The following is a 17,293-nucleotide window of genomic DNA, read 5'->3' as shown; positions in this document are numbered from 1 at the left end:
GATTGTCAGATCGGGCGATCCGGAACTGTTTTTGCCTCTACTGTCGCGCCAACTCCAGGCCGGGAGAGCAATCATGGAATGTCGGGCCTCGCGAATCTGCTAACACCACCAGATGACCGCTCCGGACGCCGCCGCCCCGATCGTATCCGACGTTGCTCCCCGCGCGTCATGGCGCGAGAGCATGGCGGTCTATCTGCAGCCGCGCGTTCTCATCGTGATGATGCTCGGCTTCTCTTCCGGTCTGCCGTTGGCGCTGTCGGGCTCGACGCTGCAGATATGGATGACCGAATCTGGCATCGATCTGCGCGCGATCGGCCTGTTCGTCCTGGTCGGCACGCCCTATACGCTGAAGTTCCTGTGGGCGCCGCTGGTCGACGCCCTGCACATCCCGTTGCTGACGCGCCGGTTCGGCCGCCGGCGCGGCTGGCTTGTGTTCTCGCAACTGCTTCTGATCGCTGCGATCCTGCTGCTGGCCTCAACCGATCCGGCGAAGGCGCCGTGGTTCGTCGCGCTCGGCGCGCTGCTGGTGGCGGCGACATCGGCGACGCAGGACATCGTGGTCGACGCCTTCCGCGTCGAGAGCCTGCCGGAAAGCGAGCAGGCCGCCGGCATGGCCGCCTACGTCGCCGCCTATCGCATCGGCATGCTGGTCTCGACCGCCGGGGCTCTTTTCTTCGTCAGCGCGCTCGAAGGGACGGGTCTCGTCCGCGCCTCCGCCTGGGCGTGGGGCTATGTCGGCATGGCGACGATGGTTCTGATCGGCACCGTCACCGCGCTCATCGCCACCGAGCCCGAGCAATCCGTGCGCGCCGAACTGGCGACACGCGCCAAGGGCGGTTTCGCGCGCATCGTGAACGCCGCGGTCGGCGCATTCTCCGAGTTCATCGCCAGGAAGGATGCGCTCGCAATCCTGGTTTTCATCGTGCTGTTCAAGTTCACCGACGCGTTTTCCGGCAGCATGACCGCGCCGTTCGTTATTGACCTCGGCTTCACCCGCAACGACTACGCTGCCATCGTGAAGGGGGTCGGTCTTGCAGCGACGTTGATCGGCGGCTTTGCCGGCGGCTTCGTGGCGCGGCGCTATCCGCTGGCGGCGAGCCTGTGGATCGGCGGCATTTTGCAGGCGGTGGCCAACCTGTCGTTTTCATGGCTGGCGATGGTCGGCGTCGATCAGTGGGCGCTGGCTCTTGCGATTACAGCGGAGAATTTCACCAGCGCCATCGGCACGGTGATCTTCGTCGCCTATCTGTCCGCGCTGTGTCGCAATCCGCTGCACACCGCCACCCAGTATGCGTTGCTGACGGCGCTGGCCGCGGTCGGCCGGACCTATCTGTCCGCCAGCGCCGGATTCGTGGCCGAGGCCACCGGATGGCCGCTGTTCTTTGTGATCTGCACGCTGGTGGCGCTGCCGAGCCTGATCCTGCTGGCATGGCTGCAGCGGCGCGGTCACTTTGCCGCGCTGCAGGCGTAGGGCGGCGGTTCAACAAGCTGGCTTTAGGTTTATTTTTCGACGCGTTTTCTTTACGCGAACCGGTACCCACTTCGCTCGAAAACGCTATTTCCGGATCATGTCCTTCGCCGCGATCAAGCCGCCTCCCGCGATCAGCGCGGCGGCGACCGCGAGCGCCGCGGTCGGCTTCGCGAAGCCTGCCAGTATCAGGAAGGAGGTCGAAAGCAGCGGCGTCGCATAGGCGGCCGCGCCGAGCACGCGAATGTCGCCTCGCTTCACGCCGATGTCCCAGACATAGAAGGCAAGGCCCACGGGACCGATGCCGAGCGCGACGATCGCGAGCCACTGTGCCGCATTGTCGGGCCAAACCGTCTGTTCCACGAGCAGATGCGCGACCGCCGCCAGCGCGGCCGTCGCCAGGCAAAATCCCGCGACCACGTCGGTCGGAACCGAGGCGAGGCGGCGCGACAGCACCGAATACGCGGCCCAGACGAACGCGGCCATGAACGCCGCCGCGAGACCGGACATCTGAGCGCGTTCGAACACGATCGAGGTGTTACCCGCAAACAGCAGAACCGTCCCGAAAAGCCCGAGGGTCGAGCCGATCAGATGATGCGGCGCCAGCCGCTCACCCGGCAGCATCGCGGAGAACAGCACGATCAGCAGCGGCCAGAGATAATTCAGGAGCCCTGCTTCGGCCGGCGGCGCCTGCCGCAGCGCGATGAAATACAGCGCATGATAGCCGAACAGCCCGCCGACTCCCACGAGCCAGACGGCCGCCGGTTGTCGCAACGCGCGGAAGCCTTTGGGACGAAACAGCCAGCTCACGCAGCCGGCGAGACCGCCGATCGCGAACGTCATGGCCGCGAGTTGAAACGCGGGGATGCGTCCGGTCGCGACCGTCATGACCGCAAGCAGCGACCACATCAGAATGGCCGCGAGGCCGATGAGCGTGGCGGTGCGCGAGGTCATGGACCAGCAGCTTGTCCCCCGTCATGCCCGGCCCTGTGCCGGGCATCCACGTCTTTCAATCGTTGCAACGTCAAAGACGTGGATGGCCGGGTCACGCCCGGCCATGACGGCCTTTGTTGGGAGCAAGTCAATCGCCGCCCGCGGCGATGCCGACCGCTTCCTACGCCAGATACTGCCCGCCATTGACGGAAAGCGTCGAGCCGGTGATGAAGCCGGCGTCGTCGGCGGCGAGGAAGACCACCGCGCGCGCGATCTCCTCGGGCTCGCCGAGGCGCGTCACCGGAATTTGCGGCAGGATGCTTTTCTCGATGACATCCTTCGGCACCGCCTGCACCATCTCGGTGTTGATGTAACCCGGGCAGATCGCGTTCACGGTGATTCCGGTCTTGGCGTTCTCCAGCGCTAAGGCCTTGGTGAAGCCGATCTCACCGGCCTTCGCCGCCGAATAGTTCACCTGGCCGAACTGGCCTTTCTGGCCATTGATCGACGAGATGTTGATGATGCGGCCGAACTTGCGCGCCCGCATCCCCTCGATCAGCGGGCGCGTCATGTTGAACAGCGAGCCGAGATTGGTGTTGATGACGGCGCTCCACTGCTCGAACGTCATTTTGTGGAAGGCCGTGTCCTTGGTGATGCCGGCATTGTTCACGAGCACCTCGACGGGCCCGAGGTCCGCTTCGACCTGCTTGATGCCGCCGGCGCAGGCCTCGAACGAGGCGACGTCCCATTTGTGGACGGGAATCCCGGTTTCCGCCTTGAACTTCTCCGCCGCCGCGTCGTTGCCGGCGTAGCTCGCCGCGACGTTGTAGCCGGCCGCTTTCAGCGCTTTGCTGATCGCCCCGCCGATTCCGCGAGTCCCTCCGGTTACCAGCGCCACTCGTGCCATTGCGTCATCCTCCTGAAGAGCAAGTCGAAATCGTCATGACCGTCCAAAGACCTTGGAGATTGAAAATGCCCGGCGGGTGACCGGGCATTTCATCCTCAGTACGAACCGCGGTGACTTCACCGTCATCTGAAACGTCCGCTGCCGCTCAGCCGCGCTCGACGCACATCGCGATGCCCATGCCGCCACCGATGCATAGCGTGGCAAGGCCCTTCCTGGCGTCTCGCTTCTGCATTTCGTGAAGCAGCGTCACCAGCACGCGCGCGCCCGAGGCGCCGACCGGATGACCGAGGGCGATCGCGCCGCCATTGACGTTGACCCTGGAGGTATCCCAGCCGAGATCCTTGTTGACGGCGCAGGCCTGCGCCGCGAAGGCTTCGTTGGCTTCGATGAGGTCGAGGTCTCCGATCGCCCAGCCTGCTTTTTTCAGCGCGGCGCGGGACGCCGGAATCGGGCCGGTGCCCATGATCTTGGGGTCGACGCCGGCATGGGCCCAGGAGACGATGCGGGCGAGGGGAGTCTTGCCCTCTTTCGAAGCCTGCGCGGCCGACATCAGCACCACGGCCGCCGCGCCGTCATTGATTCCCGACGCATTCGCCGCGGTCACGGTGCCGTCCTTTTCAAAAGCGGGCCGCAGCTTGGCGATGGAGTCGGCCGTCACGCCGGCCTTCGGATACTCGTCCGTGTCGACCACGATATCGCCTTTGCGGTTCTTGACGGTGACGGGCACGATCTCGTCCTTGAAGCGGCCTGCCTTCTGCGCGACCTCCGCCTTGTTCTGCGAGGCGGCGGCGAACTCGTCCTGCTGCTGGCGGGTGATCTGGTACTGGCGCGCGACATTCTCGGCGGTGTTGCCCATGTGGTAGCCGTTGAACGCGTCCCATAGCCCGTCCCTGATCATGGTGTCGATCAGTTCGAGGTTGCCCATCTTCACGCCGCCGCGCAGATGCTGCGCGTGCGGCGCCATGCTCATTGATTCCTGTCCCCCGGCGACGACGATCTCCGAATCCCCGTTCAGGATGGCCTGATAACCGAGCGCGACGGTGCGAAGGCCGGAACCGCAAAGCTGGTTGACGCCCCAGGCCGGGCTTTCCACCGGAACGCCAGCGCCGATCGACGCTTGACGCGCCGGATTCTGGCCCTGCGCCGCGGTCAGAATCTGGCCCATGATGACCTCGGAAACCCGTCCGGGCTCGACTCCCGCCCGCTCCAGCGCGGCCTTGATGGCGATAGCGCCGAGCGCGTGGGCTGGCGTCGTGGCCAGCGCGCCGTTGAAACTTCCCACCGGAGTGCGGGCGGCGCTGACGATGACGACATCGTCCGACATGGAGACCTCCTGGAACTTGAGTGACTTGGATTCGATGCTGACACGCCCGCGCCGGCGGTTCGTGATCGCCTGGATGTATGTATCCTGTTGGCCTCATGAGAGTGTGTCAATCACGCCGATGGCCGGAAGTTGCGCCCGTACATGATCGTGAGCACCTCCAATGTTTGGGAATTAACTGTTTTTTATAAAACGGTAGCCGAAGCGGGCTGAAAATGCTTACTTTGCTGCAATGCGCTACGTGTAAACCCCATCGTGGACGCCGGCGGGGTCCTCGGCAGGGATGTGTGGACCGATGGTGAAATCAGAGACACCAACGACGATCAAGAAATATGCGAACCGGCGACTCTATAACACCGGCACCAGCACCTATGTGACGCTGGAGGATCTCGCGGCGATGGTCAAGCAGGGCGAGGATTTCCTTGTGTTCGATGCAAAGACCGGGGACGATATCACCCGCTCGGTGCTGGCGCAGATCATTTTCGAACAGGAGAACAAGACGGGGCAGAACCTGCTCCCGACCACGTTCCTTCGGCAATTGATCCGTTTCTACGGAGACAGCATGCAGATGGTGGTGCCGAAATATCTCGAACGATCGATCGACCTGCTGACTCGCGAGCAGGAGAAGTTCCGCAAGCAGTTGACGAGCAGCTTCAGCGGCACGCCTTTCGCGCCGCTTGAAGAGCATGTCCGCCGCAACATGGAGCTTTTCGAGCGCACCTTCTCGATGTTCAAGCCATTCGTGCCGCCGCGCGGCGGTGCCGCGCCCGAGCCGGAGAAAACGCCCGATGCCCCCGATCCCGGCGACAACATCGAAGATCTTCGCCGGCAGATGAAGGAGATGCAAGATCGCCTGGAGCGGATGTCGAAAGAGCCGAAGAAGGAGTAGGCGTCGGGTTCGTGGTCGTGATCGACCGGCCGGCGCTTCCATTCTCGGATAAGATCAGTTCGCGGCGGCTGCAATTCACGACCGGGCAAGGATGAACAGACGGCGGGGACAGTACGATGGCCGACCAGGATGACGTCCTCGACCTGATCGACGATTCAGGGGCTGATCGTCCGGACGCATCGACGGTGCGCAAATGGAAGGTCGCCGTGATCGACGACGATCGGGCCGTGCATGAAGGTACGCGCTTTGCGCTGAGCGACTACAGCCTCAACGGACAGACGCTGGATATTCTTTCCGCCTATTCCGCGGCGGAGGGGCGTGAATTGATGCGCGCGCACCCTGACATCGCCGCGGTGCTTCTCGATGTGATCATGGAAACCGACGAAGCGGGCCTCGATCTCGTCGAGTTCATCCGCAACGACCTGCGGAACGAAACGGTGCGCGTCATCCTGCGCACCGGGCAGCCGGGACAGGCCCCGGAGCGTCGCGTTATCGTCGACTACGACATCAACGATTACAAGGCCAAAACGGAACTCACCGCCGACAAGCTGTTCACCTCGCTGACCGCGGCGCTGCGCAGCTATCAGCAGCTCGAGCGGATGGTGCAGACCCGCCGCGGCCTCGAAATCATCATCGATGCCGCCTCGACGCTCTATGATTTCAAGTCGATGCAGCGCCTCGCCGAGGGAGTCCTGACGCAGCTTGCGTCACTTTTGAACGTCGACTGCGCCGGCATTCTGGTGCTGCGCGACGGCGGCGCTGATGATGACGACTTTTCGGTGCTCGCAGGATCCGGCTGCTACAGGCGCTTTAGCGGGGCGGAGGGGCAGGCATCGCTCGATTGCGATCTCAAGCAGACGGTCGAAGACGCGTTCAGGCGTCGCAGGCACGAATTCGTCGATCACCGCTCCATTCTTTATATTCGCACTGGCAGCGGTCGCGAGGTCGTGATCCTGCTGCAGGCCGAGTGCGATCTGTCGGATACCGACCGCTCGCTGGTCGAAATCTTCGGCAGCCGGCTGTCGATCGCCTTCGACAACGTGATCCTTTATCAGCAACTGCAGGACGCCAACGCACAGCTCGAAGATCGCGTCGCGCAACGCACGCGCGCGTTGATGCAGGCCAATCGCAGGCTTTCCGCGCAATGGCTGCGGTTGCAGCGGGCCAACGGGTTTAAGAACGAGATTCTGGGGACGGTGGCGCACGACCTGAAGAATCCGCTCGGGGTTATCCTGGGGAGAGCCGAAATGCTCGCCGAGCTTATCGGCGCGGGCTCGTCCGGAGACACCGTCACCGTGCAGATCAATCATATCCGCGACGCCACCAAGCGCCTGATCGCGATGGTCGATGACCTGATTTCAGACGCCATGGCGGACGCCTTCGATATCACGATCAGGCGCGAGCCGGTCGATGTCGCGGCGCTGGTCGCCGAGGTCGCCGAGGCCAACCAGCCTCCCGCGCTCAACAAGCAGCAGACCATCACCGTGTCGGCTCCCGCCGGCCATGTCACGATGTGCGATCAGGACCGGATGCGCGAGGCGATCGACAATCTCGTCAGCAACGCGATCAAGTACAGCCCGGTGGGAGGAAGGATCACCCTGCTGGTCGACCACGACGCGGGGAACACCATCATTCGCATCACGGACGAAGGCGCCGGCCTTTCGCCGGAGGACCTGGGGCGGCTGTTCGGCCGCTTCCAGCGATTATCCGCGAAACCTACCGCCGGTGAAAGCTCCACCGGTCTGGGCCTGTCGATCGTGAAACGGATCGTCGACATGCATGATGGCGAGATCAAAGCCGATAGCGGTGGTCCCGGACAGGGATCGGCCTTCACCATCATCCTGCCTGCTGCGACCTGACATGAACCGGAATCCGCATATCATTGTCGTTGACGATGAGGCGCCCGCCCGCGAGATGGTCGGCGACTATCTCAAGATGCATGGCTTCGCCATCACGCTGTGCGACGGCGGCCGCAGCTTGCGGGAGGCGATCGGCAGGACGGCCCCTGATCTCGTGGTGCTCGACCTGAACATGCCGGAGGAGGACGGCCTCTCGATCATTCGTGATCTCAAAAGCCGCACCAACATCCCTGTAATCATGCTGACGGCGACGGCCAGCCCGATCGATCGCGTCGTCGGCCTCGAACTCGGCGCCGACGACTACGTGGCGAAACCGTGCGAATTGCGCGAACTGATGGCGCCGCCGCCGAGCCGGCGGGTCAGCTCGTCCGATTCGGCACCAAATGGCTCGATCTGGAAGCGCAGGCCTTGCGGGACGACGAAGGCAATGAACATCCGCTCACGGCGTCGGAATTCGGTCTGTTGAAGGTTTTCGCCGCCAATCCGAAGCGGGTTCTGTCGCGCGAGCGGCTGCTGGAGTTGGCCAATGCACGCGACAGCGAAGCCTTCGATCGGGCGATTGATCTGCGGATCATGCGGATCCGCCGCAAGATCGAGCCCGACCCCGCAAAACCGGCGGTGATCCGGACCATCCGTGGCGGCGGTTATCTGTTTTCGCCCTCCGGCGACAAGGCCTGAATCGCCGGCAGCCGCTGGGTATCTCCCTGAAGTGACGTATAATCAATAACTTATGTGCATTCTGATGGCTCGGACGAGAACCGCTTTTCGCGGGAGTCTCGCCATGGCTCGCCGGCCGTCGAGGTTGTTCGGTTCGCTTGAGAAAACCTGTGAGCCGAAAACATGGCCTGCTTCTGATCTGCTTCGCCACTGATTTGTTTCATCGCCGGCGAGGGGACGAAACAAATTCCTCCTCCGCGAAACCATTTTTCGCTTTCTGCGCAGACGTTCTGAAACGCGGGACGGCTAACAATTTTCCCAACAATAAGGGGAAGCCGTCATGCAAAACGTCATCGCGATCAGCGCCGCCGCTTGCCAGGGTATTGTCGCCGCTCAGACAACTACAGACGAGATGCTTCTTAAGCGGATTGCCCATGGGGACTGCTCGGCGATGCATACGCTGTATTTGCGGCATAACGTTCGGGTCTACCGTTTCGTGCTGCGCAGCCTGCGCGACGCGACGGCGGCCGAGGATATTGTAAGCCAGGTATTTCTCGATGTCTGGCGTACCGCCGACCAGTTCGAGGGCCGTTCACGCGTATCCACGTGGCTGCTGTCGATCGCCCGGTTCAAGACGCTGACAGCGATGCGCCAGCGCCGCCATGAAGATATCGACCAGGAGAATGTCCGGGAGATCGCTGATGGCGCTGATACGCCCGAAACATCGCTCGATCGCAGCAATGTCAGCGCCATTCTGCGCGCCTGCATCGCCAAGCTGTCCCCGGCGCATCGCGAGATCATCCATCTCGTCTATTATCACGAGAAGACGGTCGAGGAAGCCGGTGAGATCATCGGCATTCCGCCGAGCACCGTGAAGACCCGTATGTTTTATGCCCGCAAGCAACTCGCGACGCTTTTGAAAGGCGCGGGCCTCGAGACGCTGGCGGCCTGACCGGGCGCTTGTTTGGCGGCCACAACGCGGGACGGCATGTTGTCCTTACTGCTCAAGCTTCGCTTCTGATTGGATCAAAGGCGAAGCTTGAGATTGTTATTTTGGCGCGTTGTCCTTGCCGCGAACCGTATTTCATCGTCGGATCAAGCCCGAGGATATGCTTCGCTCGAAAACGCTATCATTCAGCCTTCTCCAGTCATCAATGCCGCGTTGCCGCCGGCCGCGGCGGTATTCACCGTCACGGTCTGTTCGGTGGCGAACCGGGTGAGATAGTGCGGGCCGCCGGCCTTCGGCCCGGTTCCCGACAGGCCATGGCCGCCGAACGGCTGCACCCCGACCACGGCGCCGATCATGTTGCGGTTGACGTAGACGTTGCCGACCTGAAGTCGGTCGACGACCGCTTCCACCGTATCGTCGATGCGCGAGTGGATTCCGAGCGTCAGGCCATAGCCGCTATCGGCAATGGCCTCCAGAACGCCATCGAGCGCGGAGGAACTGTAGCGCACGATGTGAAGGATCGGTCCGAACACCTCTTCGGTCAGGTGCCGCGCGTCGTCCAGTTCGAAAATATGAGGCGCGACGAAACTGCCGGATGACGGCGCAGGCCCTGCGAAATGGACGCGGGCCTCGCGCGTCATGCGCGCGATGTGGGCATCCAGCCGTTTCCTGGCGTCGTCGTCGATCACCCAGCCGACATGCGTGGCGGGATCCGACGGATCGCCGATCTTCAGCTCGCGCGCCGCGCCAACGATCATCTCGATGATGCGATCAGCCACGTCCTCCTGAACGAACAGAAGCCGCAGCGCGGAGCAGCGCTGCCCGGCCGAGCGGAATGCCGACGTCGCGACATCGTCGGCGACCTGCTCGGGCAGCGCGGTGGCGTCGGCGATCATGGCGTTGATGCCGCCGGTCTCGGCGATCAGCGGCACGATGGGGCCGTCCTTTCCGGCGAGCACGCGATTGATGGACCGCGCCACCTCCGTCGAACCGGTGAAGACCACGCCCGCGATGTCGCGGTGCGCGACGAGCGCGGCTCCGATGTGTCCGTCGCCCTGAATCAGGTGAAGCGCCTTCACCGGGATCCCGGCTTCATGCAACAGGCGCACGGCCTCCACCGCGATCCGCGGCGTCTGCTCGGCCGGTTTTGCGACCACGGCATTTCCGGCCATCAGCGCCGCCGTCACTTGACCCATGAAGATCGCCAGCGGAAAATTCCACGGCGAGATCGCGGCAAAAACGCCGCGTCCGCGTAGCCGCAGCGTGTTGCGTTCGCCGGTCGGACCGGGCAACGGTTGCGCGTCGCCGAACAGCTTGCGGCCTTCCGCGGCGTAGTAGCGGCAGAAGTCGGCGGCCTCGCGGACTTCCGACACGCAATCATCCAGCGTCTTGCCGCCTTCTCTTTGCAGCCACGCGATGAAACGCGCCGATCGCTGCTCCAGCAAATCCGCCGCGCGCTCCAGGGCGGCCGCCCGCTCCGTCGCCGGTGCGCGGCTCCATGTGGAGAAGCCGTCACGCGCCGTAGTAACGGCACGGTTCACGTCGTTCGGCCCGCTATAGTTTACGGGGACGGCTGAGACGCGTTCAGTCGCGACATCAGTGACCAGCCGGTTGACGGCGGCACGCTCGCCGAATTCGATTCCACGCGAGTTGATGCGCTCCGGCTGGAAAAGATCGCGCGGCAATGGAATCCTGGCGTGCCCGGCATTGTCGGCGCTTCCTATGATATCGGCCGGCCTGCGCAGCAGCGTCTCCGGCGGCACATCGGGATCGGAGGCTGTGGCGACGAAGGAGGAGTTGGCTCCGTTCTCGATCAGGCGGCGCACCAGATAGGCGAGCAGGTCGCGGTGACTGCCGACCGGCGCGTAGATGCGGCAAGCGATCGCGTGACGATCCTTGCACAGTGCGGCGTAGAGCGCTTCGCCCATGCCGTGCAGGCGCTGGAATTCGAATCCGCTTTCTCCACCCGTCAGTTCGAGCAGCGTCGCGACGGTGAGGGCATTGTGGGTCGCGAATTGCGGAAAGAGGCGCGGGCGTAGCGCCAGCAGTTTTCGTGCGCAGGCGAGGTAATTCAGGTCCGTCATCGCCTTGCGGGTGAACACGGGATAACCTTCGAGCCCGCGCTCCTGCGCGCGCTTGATCTCGGTGTCCCAGTATGCGCCCTTCACGAGGCGAACCATCATCCGCCGGTTCAGGGCTTGTGCGAGATCGTCGATATAGTCGATCACCGCGCCGGCGCGTTTCTGATAGGCCTGGACGGCGAGGCCGAAGCCGCTCCATCCTGCAAGCGAGCGGTCGACGGCAATAGCGGCCACCACGTCGAGCGAAAGCTCCAGCCGGTCGGCTTCCTCCGCATCGACCGTGAAGGCGAGATCGAGCGCCCTGGCGCGCCTGGCGAGGTCGATGGCGCGCGGCACCAGCTCCGCCATCACCCGTCCCCGGCTGACCGCCTCATAGCGCGGATGTAGCGCCGACAGCTTGACCGAAATGCCGGGGCGGTCGGGCAGCGGATTGTCGCCGGCGCCGCGGCCGATCGCCTCGATGGCCGCGGCGTAGGAATCGAAATAGCGGTCCGCATCCGCCGCCGTGCGCGCGCCCTCGCCGAGCATGTCGAAGGAGTAGCGGGAACATCCCGCTGAATGAGTGTGCGTCCGCTCCAGCGCCGCCTCGATGGTCTCGCCCAGTACGAAGTGGCTTCCCATCAGCCGCATCGCCTGCCGGGTCGCCGCGCGGATCGCCGGAACGCCGAGCCGCTTGGCGAGCCGCCCGATGGTTCCCTGCGGCGTCTCGCCCGGCTGGATGACCCGCGCCGACAATCCAAGCGCCCAGGCGGATGCGTTGACGAGGAAGGCGCTGGATCGGGTCTCGTGGTGGATGAAGTCACCCTGCCCGAGCCGGTCCTCGATGAACCTGTCCGCGGTCTCGGCATCGGGCACCCGCAGCAGCGCCTCGGCGAGCACCATCAGTGCGAGCCCCTCTTTGGTAGAGAGGGCAAATTCGCGCAGCATGTCCTCGACGCCGCCCAGCGGGTCGTCGTTTTGCCTGATCGCGTCGATCAGGCGTCGCGCCGTCTGATCGATCCGCGTTTCCTGTTCAGGCGCCAGCCGCGCCCCGGTGAGCAACTGCTTCGCGATCGTCCGGTCATCCGGAGCGTAGGGGACCGAGAACGGTGGCGGAGGCTGGGGCGACATCGGCGATCCCCGGATCACGATGATTCTGGATTGAACCGATACAGGCTGAGAAAGGTGATCTGTTCCCGATTGGAGAGGAAGCGTGTGCGAAGATCCCCGGCCGCTTCCTGCGCGACCTTGCTATGGGGACCCCTGTAATCGTCGCCGGCGGGTTCAGTCTGCGCGGTGAGCGAAGACCTGATGGCGTCGGCGGAGCCGATGTCGTTCGCACCGGAATGCATCACGTTGCGAGGGCGCGCTTCTATCCGGGTCTGATGGATAGCGTGGTCGCGTCAAACCTTCAGGTTTTCGGCCGACGTCTTTCCCCGGTTGGCAACTTCCTCGAATTCAACGGTCTGGCCTTCATTCAGCGTTGAAAGACCTGCTCTTTCGACGGCTGAAATATGGACGAACACATCCTTGCCGCCTCCGGCAGGCTGGATGAAACCATAACCTTTGGTCGGGTTGAACCACTTCACAGTACCCTTAGCCATTCGCAAGTCTCCGCAGGATTGAAACAGTCGCCGGCTCCCGGGAAACCCGGCTTGTCCGACGGCGCACGCACGATACGCGGTCTCGGGGCGGCTTGATAGATCAAACACACAGGCTGCAATACTTGGGGAGAGTTCTGCCGGGAATCGGTAGAATTTTGCCACAATTCGGAACCTTCGAAGCAACATCCTGAACTCCCGGTGCCTCGGCGAGTCCGTCAAGCGAGCTTCTGGACCCAAACCATACGAGAATCATAAAGTTGGTAGTGTCCCTTTGATTCCGAAGTTCGCATCAAAGGTTGCTCGCGAGGGTGTGCGAACTTCGGAATCGGGACACTAGCTGCGCGCTGGATTCGGCTTCAGAGGAACCGGCCCGCCAGGGCTGCGAACAAGACTAGTCGATGCCGCGCCGATCAGGAGCAGAATCGCGGCTGACCAGAAGGCCGCCGCGTAACTTCCGGTCTCGACCCGCAAATAGCCGCCTAGATATACGGCGATGGCTGCGAGGATCTGATGCAGGAACCATACGGTCCCGAGTATGCTGCCCATGGCGTTTGCCCCGAAGAGGTCCCCGATCAGTCCGGTCTTCAACGGAATGATGGGCATGGACGACAGGCCGTAGACAAGAGCGAACGCATAGAGTTGCCAAACCTCCGTTGAGACGGCGAGGAAGGCAAGCGAGAGCGCGCGGACCAGATAGAGGCCGATCAGCAGGTTCTTCTTGCCGGCCCGTCCGGCCAGTTGGCCGCACGTCCACATCGAAATCGCGCTTGCGCCAGCGGCAAGGCCGAGAACCTGTCCGCCCGTGGCAAGGTTCGCCCCGAGATCGACGGCGAAACGCGGTAGATGGATCACGACGAGATAAAGCGAGTATCCGCAGGTCACGAAGCCGCAGGTCGCTGCCCAAAAATCCGGGCTTCTGACGGCTTGTGAAAGCGAGGCGGATTTCGGCGCCGTAAAGGTGGAAAGCTCGTCGCCGTCCGGCGCCTGGTTGATCTTGTCCGGCGAACTGTGCGCAACGAACAGAACGAGCGGGACAATCACCACGATCATCAAAACGCCGAGCCCAAGAAACGCCCCGCGAAAACCAGAGACGATGATAAGCCATCCCGTCAGCGGAAGGAAAACAAGCTGGCCGATGTTCATGCCCATTGCGCTTCGAGCCAGCATCCTTGCTCGTCCCCGGACATACCATCGCGCAACGAGGACGGAATTGGCCATCGATCCGCAGCCGGCGAAGCCAATGGCGGCAAGCACTCCGTAGTAGAGATAGAACTCCCAAACCGTTGAAATCGTCGAGGACAGCAAAAAGGCCGCTCCCATCAAGGCGGCGCTTCCGACGATGACCGGCTTGGGACCGAAACGGTCGATCATCCGTCCCGTGAGCGGCTGGAAGATCCCCCATACAATCATGTTGAGCGCAGCCGCTGAACTCAACGCGGCGAGTCCCCACCCGAACTCCTGCGCCAACGGCGCGAAAAACTGGCCGCCGCTCAGGTTGAGGCCGAATGCCCCCATGAGGGTCACGAAGGCGACGGCGACGATCCATGGACCGTGGAAATGCTGCTGCGCTTTCTGCATGTTGTTTCCATTCACTACCGGCCATACGGTAGGTTTTGAGGGAAAAATTTAGGGGAGCATCCTGATGCTTGTCTCAAGCGCCCGGCGGAGATGTTGGGGTTGGTGGTAGAGGCGCATCATCATGATCGCCCCCTGGATGTGCGCAACTGAATCGAAAGCCAGATCGCGAGCCCTGGACTCTCCGTGCTCCGCGGTGAGCAGATGAGCGATGGCTTTTGTCCAATCGTCGAAATAAGAGCGTAACGGCTCCTGAAAGCGCGGCGCGCGTTCCGTCAGCGCCAGCGCGAAATTTCCCAGGAGGCATCCGCCGTCCCGGCCGTTGAAGTAGCTGAACGTCGCTTCGCAGAGCGCATGGAGCCTTTGTCTGGCGTCGGCATTGTTGCGGTAGGCGATAGCAAAGATGTGCTTCCGAAAATGCTCGTGGATGTGCTCGATCGCCGCCAGAACCAGCCCATCCTTCTCCGGAAAGTGGTGATAGAGGCTAGCCTTGCGGATTCCGCAGGCATCCGCGATCTGCGCCATCGACGTGTCGTCGTAGCCGCCGATCCGGAACAGTTCGGCGGCGCGGGTTATAATTTCATTGCGCTCGATCTTCGCCATCCAAAATCCTACCGTACGACAGGTAGCCTATCAGTTTATTCGCTGACGGCAAGATGAGATTTGCGGGCCTGAAGCCTTATCGTCCCTGATCTTCGTCGCCGCATTCCATGCCGATCCGCATTCTTTCGCTGCTCAGGAGGCCGTGGCTGGCGGTCGATGATCGGTCGCAGGTTTCCTTGGACAGGTCGTGAACGCGTGGGTTCTCTACAGCGTTTCCGAGCGGAGCATGTCCTCGGGCTTGAGCCGAGGATGGAAACCGCTTCGCGTAAAGATAACGCGTTAGATCAAGATTAGAGCCTCGCCTCTGATTCCATCAAAAGCGAGGCTCTAGAACTTGACGGACGCAAATAAACGAATGTTGCGTCCAGGCTGCAGGACCTCGTCCTTCTTGTACGATTGGTGGAAACGAATGCTGTCGTTCAGCAGGTTCTCTCCCCTCAGGCCGATCGTCAGTTCCGTCGGGAATGTCGGAGTGGGCAGTTTCGCCATATAGCTTACCTCCGCGTTGAGCAGATTGTATCCGGGGGTGGGAGTCTCGAATGCGCCCAGATTGTTCTGGGCAAACGCATGCAGGAGGTTGATGCGCGCGCTCCAGCTCGGATCGCGGTAGAACAGTCCGCCGCCGAGGCGATAGGGCGGTATCTTGGGCACGTAGCTGCCATCCGCGAACGTGGCGCGCACCACGTCATATTGCGCCTCCACCCCCCATATTCCATCCCACAGACGTGCCACGTCGTGTTCGATCTGGAGTTCACCGCCCGTGAAGGTGGCGTCGCGCTGCGAATAGATGATCTGATCGAAGCTCGCGCCCGGCGCCCCGCAGGTTGCGAAACTGTCGTTGCACATCAACCCCGTAAAATTCTTGTAGATGAAGTTTTGGTATTTTGTGTAGTAGGCGGAGATCTCGAACCGCGTATCGCCGCGCCCGCGCTTCAATCCGATTTCCAGCGTGTCTGCCTTTTCCAGCGTCATCGTCGGGTCGCCGATTTCGAATGTGCGCGGCGTGTCGTGGGGGCCCTTGTAGAAAAGTTCGACAGGGTCCGGAGCACGCTCGACATGCTGCGCCGTGACGCGCGCAACCATGCCATATGGCAGGTCGTACAGCAGTCCGGCGCTTGCGCTGACGGGCAGGAAGCTGCGATTGACCGCGAAGAGGCTCGGTTGGTCGGGGGGCGGAAGATACGACGACGGAAAGCTCGCACCGGTGCCGGCGATGGCGGTGCGTTCCATTCGAATGGCGCCCTGCATGCGCAAGGCGGGCATAAGTTGCAGTTCCTCGAAGATGAACGCCGCGAGGTTCTCCGCGCGCGCCGGGGACAGCAATTCCTCTTGCGCACCTTTGACGGAGAGTTGGCGGCGTCCCCATTGGACGCCTGCCGCACCCGTCAGTTCGCCGAATGCCGTACTGAACGGTAGATGCGACACCTCGACTCGTGATTCGAGCTCTCTGTTCCGGAACGTCGAGCCGATATTGGTCGCCGCGCCCAGACCGTCGATCTCGTCGTGCTTGTAGTCGGTAAATCCGAGCCAGTAGCGAAGCGTATCGATCCCGCTTTCTCTGAGCCGCCATTCGCCCCGGCTGCTCCATTTCGACTGACGCAGGTCGATATGATTTTTCTCGCGGGCGGAATCGATGCCCGGAATAAAGTATGTCGTGGCCATGCTTTGGTAGGACACGCCGACAAAGCCATCCTTGAAAAGATGGGAGCCGCCGATGCTATATCCTTGCGACGAGTAACTGGAGTTTTCTTGGATTCCCCCCGGAATCCGATAGTCGCCCGCGGCTCGTTTGAAGGTGTCGACATGGAGAGCGAAATCGCCGCCTCCGGCGTCGAGAAGCAGCGCGCCATCCTTGCCGCCGCTGACGCTGTTCAAACCACCACGCGCCTCGAACGCAACTCCGTTCGGCGGAATCACCGTTGGAATGCGTCCGTTATTGGCGCTGACCACGCCGCCTATCGCCTGCGAACCATACCGCAATGTGCCCGGACCCCGGATAACCTCCACGCGGCCGGCAACAAGCGGGTCGATGGTAACAGCGTGATCTTCTCCGAGATTGCCCATGTCATGAGAGCCGATCCCGTTCTCCTGTGTTCGCACGCGGAAGCCGCCCAGTCCGCGAATGACGGGTCGGCTGGCTACCGGTGAAAAGGTGGTGGATGAGACGCCCGGCGTTGTGCTCAGCGCGTCGCCCAGCGAGGCGGCGCCTCGGGTCAGCCCCTGCTGGGATGTCATGACGGATACCGACGTAAACGACGATGCCGCGGCAATGGACTGAGAGGTCGCTCCTGGGTAGCCCGCCTCGTCGCTGTTCGGCGCTGTCTGTATCGGGTTCGGGGATGTGACGACCACTTCCGGAAGATCGATCGTCTGCGCCGCGGCAGCGCTTGAAAAGGCCATCACGCACGTCTGCAAAAACCACCTGGAAAATCTCACGCTCACCACCTTAGATCGCGAATAGGTCGCAA

General features: G+C 62.6%; 13 protein-coding genes and 1 pseudogene. 5 read left to right on the top strand and 9 right to left on the bottom strand.

Annotation, left to right across the window (positions count from 1 at the left end; translation table 11 throughout):
• Nucleotides 1-112: 112 nt before the first annotated feature.
• A complete protein-coding gene (locus NWI_RS15945; protein ID WP_011316227.1) occupies nt 113-1,471 on the top strand; it encodes an AmpG family muropeptide MFS transporter in 1,359 nt (452 codons plus the stop codon).
• Nucleotides 1,472-1,555: 84 nt separating this feature from the next.
• Here NWI_RS15945 and yddG read toward each other — a convergent pair whose 3' ends face one another.
• The 3 genes from yddG to NWI_RS15930 all read right to left on the bottom strand — a co-directional run bounded on the left by yddG (nt 1,556) and on the right by NWI_RS15930 (nt 4,632).
• Nucleotides 1,556-2,422 (bottom strand): aromatic amino acid exporter YddG, encoded by an 867-nt coding sequence (yddG, locus tag NWI_RS15940; RefSeq protein ID WP_011316226.1) that lies wholly within the window; start codon nt 2,420-2,422, stop codon nt 1,556-1,558.
• Nucleotides 2,423-2,582: 160 nt separating this feature from the next.
• The gene (phbB, locus tag NWI_RS15935; RefSeq protein ID WP_011316225.1) at nt 2,583-3,308 is read right to left on the bottom strand and encodes an acetoacetyl-CoA reductase; all 726 of its coding nucleotides are present in this window, start codon (nt 3,306-3,308) and stop codon (nt 2,583-2,585) included.
• A 145-nt stretch (nt 3,309-3,453) separates the two neighbouring features.
• On the bottom strand, nt 3,454-4,632 hold the full coding sequence (locus tag NWI_RS15930) for an acetyl-CoA C-acetyltransferase (protein ID WP_011316224.1): 1,179 nt from the start codon (nt 4,630-4,632) through the stop codon (nt 3,454-3,456).
• Nucleotides 4,633-4,924: 292 nt separating this feature from the next.
• Between NWI_RS15930 and phaR the strand changes: the two genes are divergently transcribed.
• From phaR to NWI_RS15910, 4 genes and pseudogenes are all read left to right on the top strand, one after another.
• A complete protein-coding gene (phaR, locus tag NWI_RS15925) occupies nt 4,925-5,518 on the top strand; it encodes a polyhydroxyalkanoate synthesis repressor PhaR (RefSeq protein ID WP_011316223.1) in 594 nt (197 codons plus the stop codon).
• Nucleotides 5,519-5,634: 116 nt separating this feature from the next.
• Entirely contained in the window at nt 5,635-7,377 is a 1,743-nt protein-coding gene (locus NWI_RS15920) for an ATP-binding response regulator (protein WP_011316222.1), read from the top strand.
• 1 nt (nt 7,378) lies between these two features.
• Nucleotides 7,379-8,055: pseudogene (locus NWI_RS15915) on the top strand (response regulator).
• A gap of 319 nt (nt 8,056-8,374) precedes the next feature.
• Nucleotides 8,375-8,986 (top strand): sigma-70 family RNA polymerase sigma factor, encoded by a 612-nt coding sequence (locus tag NWI_RS15910; protein WP_011316221.1) that lies wholly within the window; start codon nt 8,375-8,377, stop codon nt 8,984-8,986.
• A gap of 182 nt (nt 8,987-9,168) precedes the next feature.
• Here the strand turns inward: NWI_RS15910 and putA are convergent, their stop codons facing one another.
• The 6 genes from putA to NWI_RS15880 all read right to left on the bottom strand — a co-directional run bounded on the left by putA (nt 9,169) and on the right by NWI_RS15880 (nt 17,225).
• Nucleotides 9,169-12,174 (bottom strand): bifunctional proline dehydrogenase/L-glutamate gamma-semialdehyde dehydrogenase PutA, encoded by a 3,006-nt coding sequence (gene putA / locus NWI_RS15905; protein ID WP_011316220.1) that lies wholly within the window; start codon nt 12,172-12,174, stop codon nt 9,169-9,171.
• Nucleotides 12,175-12,188: 14 nt separating this feature from the next.
• Nucleotides 12,189-12,395, bottom strand: a complete 207-nt coding sequence (locus tag NWI_RS15900; protein ID WP_041345215.1) for a hypothetical protein — start codon at nt 12,393-12,395, stop codon at nt 12,189-12,191.
• A gap of 51 nt (nt 12,396-12,446) precedes the next feature.
• Complete coding sequence (locus NWI_RS15895; protein WP_011316219.1) at nt 12,447-12,647, bottom strand: cold-shock protein; 201 nt, start codon at nt 12,645-12,647, stop codon at nt 12,447-12,449.
• A gap of 333 nt (nt 12,648-12,980) precedes the next feature.
• The gene (locus tag NWI_RS15890) at nt 12,981-14,225 is read right to left on the bottom strand and encodes an MFS transporter (protein WP_011316218.1); all 1,245 of its coding nucleotides are present in this window, start codon (nt 14,223-14,225) and stop codon (nt 12,981-12,983) included.
• Nucleotides 14,226-14,273: 48 nt separating this feature from the next.
• Nucleotides 14,274-14,825, bottom strand: a complete 552-nt coding sequence (locus NWI_RS18495) for a TetR/AcrR family transcriptional regulator (protein ID WP_011316217.1) — start codon at nt 14,823-14,825, stop codon at nt 14,274-14,276.
• 327 nt (nt 14,826-15,152) lie between these two features.
• A complete protein-coding gene (locus NWI_RS15880) occupies nt 15,153-17,225 on the bottom strand; it encodes a TonB-dependent receptor (RefSeq protein ID WP_081431750.1) in 2,073 nt (690 codons plus the stop codon).
• Nucleotides 17,226-17,293 lie beyond the last annotated feature (68 nt).

This window comes from Nitrobacter winogradskyi Nb-255 (assembly GCF_000012725.1).
GTDB classification, from domain to species: Bacteria; Pseudomonadota; Alphaproteobacteria; order Rhizobiales; family Xanthobacteraceae; genus Nitrobacter; species Nitrobacter winogradskyi.
This window is presented reverse-complemented; position numbering and strand designations above follow the sequence as displayed.

Coding starts and splice junctions, on each gene's coding strand:
- phbB (WP_011316225.1), bottom strand. CDS start 3,308: ATGGCACGAGTGGCGCTGGTAACCGGAGGGACTCGCGGAATCGGCGGG.
- NWI_RS15910 (WP_011316221.1), top strand. CDS start 8,375: ATGCAAAACGTCATCGCGATCAGCGCCGCCGCTTGCCAGGGTATTGTC.
- NWI_RS15895 (WP_011316219.1), bottom strand. CDS start 12,647: ATGGCTAAGGGTACTGTGAAGTGGTTCAACCCGACCAAAGGTTATGGT.
- NWI_RS15930 (WP_011316224.1), bottom strand. CDS start 4,632: ATGTCGGACGATGTCGTCATCGTCAGCGCCGCCCGCACTCCGGTGGGA.
- NWI_RS15890 (WP_011316218.1), bottom strand. CDS start 14,225: ATGCAGAAAGCGCAGCAGCATTTCCACGGTCCATGGATCGTCGCCGTC.
- putA (WP_011316220.1), bottom strand. CDS start 12,174: ATGTCGCCCCAGCCTCCGCCACCGTTCTCGGTCCCCTACGCTCCGGAT.
- NWI_RS15880 (WP_081431750.1), bottom strand. CDS start 17,225: ATGGCCTTTTCAAGCGCTGCCGCGGCGCAGACGATCGATCTTCCGGAA.
- NWI_RS15945 (WP_011316227.1), top strand. CDS start 113: ATGACCGCTCCGGACGCCGCCGCCCCGATCGTATCCGACGTTGCTCCC.
- yddG (WP_011316226.1), bottom strand. CDS start 2,422: ATGACCTCGCGCACCGCCACGCTCATCGGCCTCGCGGCCATTCTGATG.
- NWI_RS18495 (WP_011316217.1), bottom strand. CDS start 14,825: ATGGCGAAGATCGAGCGCAATGAAATTATAACCCGCGCCGCCGAACTG.
- NWI_RS15900 (WP_041345215.1), bottom strand. CDS start 12,395: ATGCATTCCGGTGCGAACGACATCGGCTCCGCCGACGCCATCAGGTCT.
- phaR (WP_011316223.1), top strand. CDS start 4,925: ATGGTGAAATCAGAGACACCAACGACGATCAAGAAATATGCGAACCGG.
- NWI_RS15920 (WP_011316222.1), top strand. CDS start 5,635: ATGGCCGACCAGGATGACGTCCTCGACCTGATCGACGATTCAGGGGCT.